Genomic DNA, 9351 nt, shown 5'->3' with positions numbered 1-9351 from the left:
CACCCCAACACCCCACTACCCCACTACCCCACTTCCCCACTTCCCCACTTCCCCACACCCCACACCCCACACCCCACACCCTCACCCTCACTCTCACCCGCTCAACTAACATGAAATACAAACAAAAACTTAGTCAATTTTTTCATAATCTCGCTAATAAATTAGAGAATTCCGAGCAACCCCCTAAAGTCGATCCGATCAACTCCGAATCTGCGCCAGTTGCTGGGGAAAAGACAGTAGAAGCCGCTTCTGATAAAAAAAAGGTTAATTTAGTCTCCCAAACCAGTAGCAAGGCTCTAGAGACGTTAAAACCCTTAAAGAACAAATTTACTACCCTGATCGACAATTCCCCCTTACCGCAATGGCGACAACATCCCCGCTTTGGGTTGTACTTGGGATTGGGATTAGGCGTAACTGGGGGCATTTTAGGGGTAGGTTGGGGCATTTATCGCCTTGAAACCTCTCTACCGCAAAATATCGCCGATATACAAACCTATGCTCGTCCCGGCACCCTAACCATTCAAGCCGCTAATGGGGAAATCCTCAAGCAAAATGGCCCTAGCACTTACGAAACCGTGAAAATTGCCCAAGTTCCCCCACTGGTACAGGAGGCCTTTATCGCTAGTGAAGACCGCCGTTTTCGTGAACACGGGGGAGTTGATGGCCAGGGTATTGCTCGCGCTCTCTTTTCTAACCTGAGAGCCGGGGGAGTGGTGGAAGGAGGCAGCACCATCACCCAACAATTGGCCCGGATTGTCTTTTTATCCCAAGAAAGGAGTTTTGATCGCAAATTACGCGAAATGCGTATCGCTCAGAAAATAGAAGATAAATACACAAAAGACCAGATTTTAGAGCGTTATTTTCACCTAGTTTATCTCGGTTCCGGGGCCTACGGTCTGGCCGATGCCGCTTGGTTATATTTCAGTAAACCCGTCGATAAATTAACTCTAGCCGAAGCTGCCACCCTTGCCGGCATTGTTCCCGCTCCTAGTCTCTATTCTCCCCTCGAAAACCCTAAATCTACCCTAGAACGGCGTAATATCGTCCTAAAAACTATGGCCGAGGTGGGATTTATTACTAACGCTCAAGCGCAACTTGCGATCGCATCTTCCCTGGGTCTGAAAACCAGTCCCCTAAAACGTCTGCAACGGCAAGCGGCCTATTTTACCGATTATGTGGAAAAAGAACTGCCGCAACTGGTTCCCGCTAAAACCCTAGAAGCGGGGGGATTGGTGGTAAAAACTACCCTTAATCCTCGTTGGCAAAGCGAAGCGGAGGAAGTGGTAGAAAGAGCGGTTTCTCGTTATGGCCAGTGGCAGCACTTCCAACAGGCGGCTTTAGTGGCAATTGACCCCAAAAATGGACAAATTAAGGCCATGGTCGGGGGAATTGACCACGATAAGAATCAATTCAATCGGGTGACACAGGCAAAACGTCAGCCGGGATCTACTTTTAAACCTTTTGTCTATGCGGCGGCGATTGCGGCGGGGAAATCCCCCTATTCTAATTATAAAGATGCCCAGTATGTGGTGGATGGTTATAAACCGGAAAACTACGGCGATAAGTATAGCGGCCGCGAGGTGTCCATGCGCGATGCTTTGACTTCTTCCCTGAATGTGGTGGCAGTTCAGGTGTTAGTGGCCGTCGGTTGGAATCCGGTGATTAAATTAGCTCAAGATATGGGGATCCAGTCGAAACTTTTACCCACTTATTCTTTGGCTTTGGGTGCTTCGGAAGTCAATCTTTTAGAATTGACCAGCGCCTACGGAACCTTTGCTAATAATGGTGTGCATCAACCAGTTTACGGTATTAATCAGGTACTCGATCGCAATGGTAAAGTAATTTATCAAGCCAATTTTAAACCGAAAACTGCTCTCAATCAAAACACGGCAGCGACGATGACTTGGATGCTGCAGGATGTGGTTAATTCGGGAACGGGAACCCCCGCACAAATCGGTCGTCCGGTGGCAGGAAAAACCGGCACTTCTGATAAGGCTCGCGACCTTTGGTTCGTCGGTTATATTCCCCAATTAGTCACGGGAATTTGGCTCGGTAATGACAATAATAAACCCACCAATGGAGCCAGTACCATGTCCGCTTGGATGTGGCGACAATTTATGTTAGGAGCAATCAAGGATATTCCCTATCAAGGTTTCCCAGAACCGAATTTAGGCAAACGTCCAGTGACAGTAAAAGCGGAACCCATTAAACCCCGACGTACCTACTTTACCCAAACTACTAACAATCGTTTAGCCAGCAGCGATGAGGGTTCCCCCACCGAAGGCCCCATCCGCAGACGGCGACGGGTTCGGGTAAGTCGCGAGCAAACTATCGTTCGTTCTAATACTAGCGAACCCAGCCAACGCCGTTCTAGTCGTCGGCGTACTACCGTCGCTCCTACCAGCGCCGCTGCTCCTAGTCCTGAAAATACGGCCCCCGCAGCAGCCGAACCGATTACCGTTCCCGTCACTGTGGCAGCTCCCGAAACTCGTTCGGTTCCCCTAGAGGTAACTTCTCCCCCCGATGTGGCTCCTCCTGCACCCCCGGCAGAAAGACGCTGAATCGGCAAAAAAAACCGCAGGATTTGCGGGGGTTACAGAGGATACTTTATCTCTGCTGATTTCTGAAAGCCTTGTAAATCAAGAGTAAAAATATAGTTGCACACGGGGTTAAATCCGTTGAGTATAGGCTACATATCAGGAGAGACAGTCATGCAAGGGGAGTGACTCTTAAATTATTACAGATGCGTCAGCAGCCGTCCCCCAACGGGGGGTTTGGGTAGGGTTGTTTCATGAATCAACCCTACTATCAATCAACCCTACTATCAATCAACCCTAGGAGTTTGGGGGTTCTACCCCCCAAAGGCTTGGATTGAGTGATAAAATCGGAAGTAATACGGCCATCCGTTGAGTATAGGCTACATATCAGGAGAGGCACTCATGCAAAAGGGGGAATAAATAATCAGTTTTTAATAACTGGATTTAGTAGAATAACTAAAAAGCCTGTTTAATGCCGATGACCAGTCTTATTTCCCCCACTACCATCTCCTCAACTCGTTTAAGTCTCAGCTATCAAGTGGCTATGTCGGAACCGACTTCACACCTCTTTGAAGTCACTCTACAGATTACCGGTTGGCAAGCTCCGATTTTAAACCTAAAAATGCCGGTTTGGACTCCCGGTTCCTATCTAGTGCGGGAATACTCCCGTTTAGTCCAAGATTTTCAAGCTGTTAACCTCAACAGTCGCAAAGTTGCTAAAAATCACTGGCAGATTGACAATGGTGACAGTTCCGAAATAACAGTCAAATATCGCGTTTTTGCCCACGATTTAACCGTCAGAACCAACCATCTCGATGATACTCACGGTTACTTCAACGGGGCTGCTTTATTTTTCTATATCCCCGATTATCAAAAACATCCCCTCACCCTGACAATTATCCCCCCCCATGGCGATTGGCGCGTTACCACTGCCTTAAAATCTTTATCCGGACAGAAAAACACCTTTCACGTTCCCGATTTTGATACCCTAGTGGACAGTCCTGTGGAGGTGGGGATTCATCAGTTATACGATTTTGTCGTCGAGGGAAAACCCCATCAATTAGCTATCTGGGGACGGGGAAACGCCAATCCTAGTCAAATTATCGCCGATACCACTAAAATTATTCAAACCGAGTCGGCTATGTTCGGTGGACTCCCTTATGATAATTATCTCTTTTTGCTACATCTTTCGGCGGCTGGTTACGGGGGACTAGAACATAAAAATTCCTGTACCCTTAACTATGCGCGTTTGGGATTGCGAGATAAGGATAAATATAATCGTTTTCTGCAATTAGTCGCCCATGAGTTCTTTCATCTCTGGAATATCAAGCGTATTCGCCCAAAAGCTTTAGAAAGCTTCGATTATGATGCAGAAAATTATACTTCTTCCCTCTGGTTTGCCGAAGGAACCACCAGTTATTACGATATAGTAATCCCTCTACGGGCGGGAATATACGATAGTAAGACTTTTTTAGAGCTTTTAAGCAAAGAAATCAGCCGTTATCTCAATATACCAGGTCGTCTTGTCCAACCTCTAGGCGAAGCGAGTTTCGATGCCTGGATAAAACTCTACCGACGGGATAGCAATAGCGATAATAGTCAAATTTCCTACTATCTCAAGGGGGAATTATTATCGCTGCTTCTCGATTTACTAATTCGCACCCACACCGATAACCGTCGTTCCCTCGATGATGTTTTACGCTCGATGTGGCAACATTTCGGTAAAGAGGAGATTGGTTATACCGATGGGGAATTGCAAGCAATTCTCGAATCTGCCGCAGGGGTGGATTTAAGCGACTTCTACCGCCGTTATATCGACGGTTTAGAAGAATTACCCTTTAATCAATATCTTGAACCTTTTGGACTCTATCTGCGGGGTGTTGACAATGGGGAGACGATACCTTATCTGGGAATGCGGCTACAGAGTGAAGCGGGTAAAGAAATAATTAAATTTGTCGAGATGGGTTCCCCTTGCCAAAAAGCGGGAATTAATGCTGATGATGAGTTATTGGCTATCGATGGATTGCGGGTGACGGCGGAACAGTTAAACGAAAGATTAAAACACTACCGCGCAGGTGATATTATTCAGATAACAGTCTTTCATCTCGATGAATTGCGAACCCTTGCTGTTCCACTGGCTGCCCCGCAGACGATTCGCTATGAAATTATCAGGGTAGAAAATCCTTCTAATAGCCAGAAACAAAATTTTTCCGCATGGGTAAATCCCGTTTAATTCTTGGTTAAATCAACAAAAAAATGTCTATTACCGCCGAAATTCCTTTCCTTCCTCTCGCCTATTTTGAGAATAAATTTATCCCTTTTAGCGAGGCAAAGTTATCCGTTGCTACCCACGCACTACACTACGGAACTGCCGCTTTCGGGGGTTTACGAGGTACTCCTGACCCTAGCAATCCGGGACAGATATTATTATTTAGATTAGAACGTCATTGTCAGCGTTTAAGTCAAAGTGCTAAGTTTCTTAATTACGAGATTCCTGCCGATAAAATCTATCAAATAATTATCGATTTTGTTAAAAAGAATCAGTGTAATCGACCTTTTTATATTCGTCCCCTTGTCTATAGTTCGGGGTTGGGAATTGCCCCGCGATTGCATGGTATCGAGAAGGATTTTCTCGTCTATGGTCTAGAAATGGATGATTATTTAGCAGCTGATGGGGTTAACTGTCGGATTAGTTCTTGGTATCGTCAAGAGGATAGAAGTTTCCCGTTGCGAGGTAAAATTAGCGCCGCTTATATCACTTCTGCTTTAGCAAAAACGGAAGCGGTAGAATCGGGGTTTGATGAGGCAATTTTGATGAATTCTCAGGGTAAAGTCTGTGAAGCGACGGGAATGAATATTTTTATCATCAGAAATGGTCAGCTAATTACTCCTAGTTTTGACCAAGATATCCTAGAGGGTATTACTAGAGATAGTGTTTTAACTATCGCGCGGGATTTGGGTATTCCGGTTATTGAAAGACCCGTAGATAAGACGGAGTTATTTATCGCTGATGAGGTGTTTTTAAGTGGCACTGCGGCGAAAATTACTCCGATTAAAAGGATTGAAACTTTTTCTTTACCTGCGGCTAAACCGATTACTTATCAGTTAAAAGAAAAGTTAAGTTCTATCGTTCTTAATCAGGAACCAAAGTATCAAGATTGGATTACTCAAGTTCCTTTATAGTTAGAGAAATTTACTTGATTTTTCCTTGAGATGCGTCATCATTTTACGCATCTCAAGGAACCCTGAAATAAACAGAATTTATCTATTTTTCGGTTTGATTCCTTCCTGTATGTAGGGTATAGTTCTCTTAGGATCAATCTTCAGCACGGGTTTCTTCCCTGTTGCTGTTTTTTCTTGTTGATTGTCGGTTTTTTGCTGATTTTGATTATTATCGGTTGTATGTTCCATAGTAGAGCAAATAAGTATGACAAATATTCGGCTTACCTATGATTATACCTTAAACTCTATCAAAGTTGTCAAGGATAGTATTAATCAACTAAATACAAAACTTACTTTGATTCTGACTATTAGCGGTGTTTTGGTTAATTTTGGCAAAGATTTACCTGCTTATATAGTTTCCCTTGAATGTAACCAGTCTATTTATCCTTGTCTTAGCTGCTATCTTTTGAAATTTTTGGCTTATTTATTCACAATTATTACTATTGGCTTAGGATTATGGGGTCTATCCCCAGTAGTGGGTGGTGAAATTATCCTACCAGAACAATTGCTTGCTGAGGAATGGAACCAAGCAGAGGAAGAAGACTATCTAACGGCTTTAATACAATATTTACAAACAGAAACTTTAGTTATAATCTCTAAAATTAGAGAGCAAAAAGCAATTAGATTAAATTGGGCAATTAGGACGATAGTAACAGCAGTAATCTTGTTTTTATTAGATGAGATGATTTTTATTTCTATTCCTGTTTTGGGTAAATTTTGTGCGGGGATATAACCCTAACTACCTTACTGCGCTAACACAGCCTACTTAATATTTTCTTGAAAAATAAGCTCTTGGGATTATTTATTGATCATTTATATTCGAGAAATTCTCAGCAGATAATGTGGATAATCTAGTCGATATTGTCATAAAAGTTAACAACGCTCACTGAATTTTCTTGATACACCCCAACTAGGGATGAATTTCTGGTATCGCTGGTCACTGAAATAGGTACAATAAACATTAGCTCGTTTTCATAGAGAACTTAGAATGACGCAAAATAATCCCCTAGAGTTGATTGAGAAGTTAGAAACAGGAATCCCCGGCTTTGATTTTCTTTCGGAAGGGGGATTACCGAAAGGAAGAGCAACTTTGATAGCGGGGACGGCAGGAAGTGCTAAAACGGTTTTTGCCTGTCAATTTCTCGCAGAAGGCATCAAAAATGGAGAAAATGGCGTTTTTGTCACCTTCGAGGAGCCACCCCAAGCACTAAGAAAAAATATGGGTGGTTTTGGTTGGAATATCCGGCAGTGGGAGGAGAATCGTCAATGGGCCTTTGTCGATGCTTCCCCCCAACCGGAAGAAAAGCCGATGGTGACGGGAGAATACGACCTAGGCGCATTAATCGCTCGCATTGAGTTTGCTATCCGCAAAAATAAAGCCAAACGGGTGTCTATGGATTCTTTAGGCGCAATTTTCAGCCATTTAAGTGATAGCGCTCAAGTGAGAAGTGATCTTTTTCGTCTGGCAACCGCTTTGCGAGAATTGGAAGTAACAGCGATTATGACCGCAGAAAGAACCCAAGAATACGGCGAAATCAGTCGTTATGGGGTGGAGGAGTTTGTGGCCGATAATGTGGTGATTTTACGCAACGTTTTAACCGATGAGAAAAGAAGAAGGACGATCGAAATTTTAAAATATCGGGGAACCGATCACCAAAAAGGAGAATTTCCTTTTACAATTATTCCCAATAAAGGGGCCGTGATTATTCCTTTATCAGCCATTGAATTAGAACAAAAATCCTCTAATATTCGCATTACTTCTGGCAGCTTGGAACTCGATAGAATGTGTGGGGGTGGTTTCTTCCGCGATTCGGTTATTTTGGTTTCGGGAGCCACAGGAACAGGAAAAACCCTGATGGTGACAGAATTTATGGCTGGGGGAGTAACCAATGGGGAAAGATGTTTAATTTTTGCCTTCGAGGAAAGTCGAGAACAGTTATTTAGAAATGCTACCGGTTGGGGTGTGGATTATGACCGCATGGAAAAGGAAGGTAAATTAAAGGTAGTCTGCCGTTATCCCGAAACTACGGGTTTAGAAAATCATTTAATTATGATGAAGGAAATTATCGAGGAGTTTCAACCTAATCGAGTGGCAGTAGATAGTTTATCTGCTTTAGAAAGGGTTTCTAATCTGAAAGGATTTCGGGAATTTATTATCGGTTTGACTTCTTTTATTAAGCAAAAAGAGGTGGGAGGATTATTTACTTCCACCACTCCCACTTTATTAGGAGGTTCCTCGATTACAGAAGCTCATATTTCTACAATTACCGATTCAATTATTCTGCTGCGTTATGTGGAAATGTATGGAGAAATGCGCCGCGGTATCACTGTTTTAAAAATGCGCGGTTCTATGCACGATAAGGATATTCGTGAGTTTTCGATCGATCATCAAGGTATGCACATCGGTCAACCTTTCCGCAATGTTACCGGAATTCTGGCTGGAACTCCTATGTACACAGCACAAACAGAAGTAGAACGTTTGAGTGGATTATTCGAGGATCGTAGTTAGGGTTTGCGGCAAAAAGTTTTTCGGTGGGGGTAGGGTGTGGGGTGTGGGGTGTGGGGTGTAGGGTTTTACCGATTTTTATCTGCTAAATTAAGTAGGTAGGCGTTAAAAATTATCAGACACCCCCCTTATCAAGGGTAGGGTTGATTCATGAATCAACCCTACCTTATCAAGGAGGGCAGGGGGGATCGAACCTAAAATCCATTTTTAATTTAATTATAACCAGCTACTTACCTAATTTTCAGGGAAAAAGTCCCGGAATTTTCCCCCTGATTACTCCCAGACGAGGCACTTTTGGATTTTAAAAAGGTCTAAAAGTCTTATCCAACAAGGTTTTTAGATTTATTCAGCAAGCTCTAGTTAAAATATATAGCGGTTCTCGCATCTGTGCGGCACACTTAAACCTTTGCTGATTAAGCTGTTCAGGATCGGGAATGTACCTCTTGTGAATCAGAAACGCTATAGCAGCATTTGCTAATCATGCGTCGGTGGTTAGCTTTTTTCTCCCTATCTCCTTCTTGCTTTCTTGATATGTCTAAAAACTTTTGGTTGATTTTTCTAGGTCTTTTACTGATAAATAATCTACATTTATCAGCCTTGGCAGAAACAGTTTTACAAAGAATTGCTCGCACGGGAGAATTAAAAGCGGCAGCCAGAAAAGATGCTACTCCCTTTAGTTATATCGATGATAAAACGGGACAATGGACAGGTTACGGAGTGGAATTAATGCGCTTAGTCCAACGTCGATTAGCACAAGAATTAGGTAAACCGATTACAATAACCTTTATAGAAGCGACGACTAATAATCGTTTTCAGCAAGTGGAACAGGGACAAGTAGATTTATCCTGTAATGCGGCAACAATTACGGAAGAAAGACTAGAAAAGGTTAATTTTTCTATTCCCTATTTTATGACAGGAGCGCAATTTCTAACTAAAAGGGAAAATGGGCTCTTCGGTTTGTGTTATGCAATGGATGGGGGTTATAAGGAATGAAACCCTTATAGAGACAGACATTACCGCGATTTTTGTCAATTGTTTGCGATCTAGAGCGAACTAATCAATTAAATCTCTTGCCAGATAAGGATT

6 protein-coding genes and 1 pseudogene are annotated in these 9351 nt (G+C 43.1%); 6 read left to right on the top strand and 1 reads right to left on the bottom strand.

From position 1 onward, the window contains the following. Positions 1-110 precede the first annotated feature (110 nt). The 3 genes from O9290_RS19795 to O9290_RS19785 all read left to right on the top strand — a co-directional run bounded on the left by O9290_RS19795 (position 111) and on the right by O9290_RS19785 (position 5720). Positions 111-2561, top strand: coding sequence for a transglycosylase domain-containing protein (locus O9290_RS19795; RefSeq protein ID WP_288054791.1), 2451 nt, complete (start codon positions 111-113; stop codon positions 2559-2561). A gap of 448 nt (positions 2562-3009) precedes the next feature. Then, positions 3010-4770: a M61 family metallopeptidase gene (locus O9290_RS19790; RefSeq protein WP_288054787.1), complete on the top strand. Its 1761-nt coding sequence runs from the start codon at positions 3010-3012 to the stop codon at positions 4768-4770. A 23-nt stretch (positions 4771-4793) separates the two neighbouring features. Next, positions 4794-5720: a branched-chain amino acid transaminase gene (locus O9290_RS19785; protein WP_288054789.1), complete on the top strand. Its 927-nt coding sequence runs from the start codon at positions 4794-4796 to the stop codon at positions 5718-5720. A gap of 78 nt (positions 5721-5798) precedes the next feature. On the opposite strand, the gene O9290_RS19780 is transcribed toward O9290_RS19785, so the two are convergent. Continuing rightward, entirely contained in the window at positions 5799-5948 is a 150-nt protein-coding gene (locus tag O9290_RS19780) for a hypothetical protein (protein WP_002761639.1), read from the bottom strand. A gap of 16 nt (positions 5949-5964) precedes the next feature. Here O9290_RS19780 and O9290_RS19775 point away from each other — a divergent pair, with 16 nt between their 5' ends. From O9290_RS19775 to O9290_RS19765, 3 genes and pseudogenes are all read left to right on the top strand, one after another. Further along, entirely contained in the window at positions 5965-6492 is a 528-nt protein-coding gene (locus O9290_RS19775; RefSeq protein ID WP_002761637.1) for a Pycsar system effector family protein, read from the top strand. Positions 6493-6747: 255 nt separating this feature from the next. Continuing rightward, positions 6748-8268, top strand: a complete 1521-nt coding sequence (gene kaiC, locus O9290_RS19770) for a circadian clock protein KaiC (protein WP_002797104.1) — start codon at positions 6748-6750, stop codon at positions 8266-8268. 528 nt (positions 8269-8796) lie between these two features. After that, positions 8797-9210 (top strand): annotated as a pseudogene (locus O9290_RS19765) (transporter substrate-binding domain-containing protein); the annotation flags it as partial. Positions 9211-9351: the final 141 nt, after the last annotated feature.

This window comes from Microcystis sp. LE19-41.2A, from assembly GCF_027530405.1.
Lineage (GTDB): Bacteria > Cyanobacteriota > Cyanobacteriia > Cyanobacteriales > Microcystaceae > Microcystis > Microcystis aeruginosa.
Note: the sequence above shows the minus strand (reverse complement) of the source record. Positions and strands in the feature narration are given on the sequence as shown.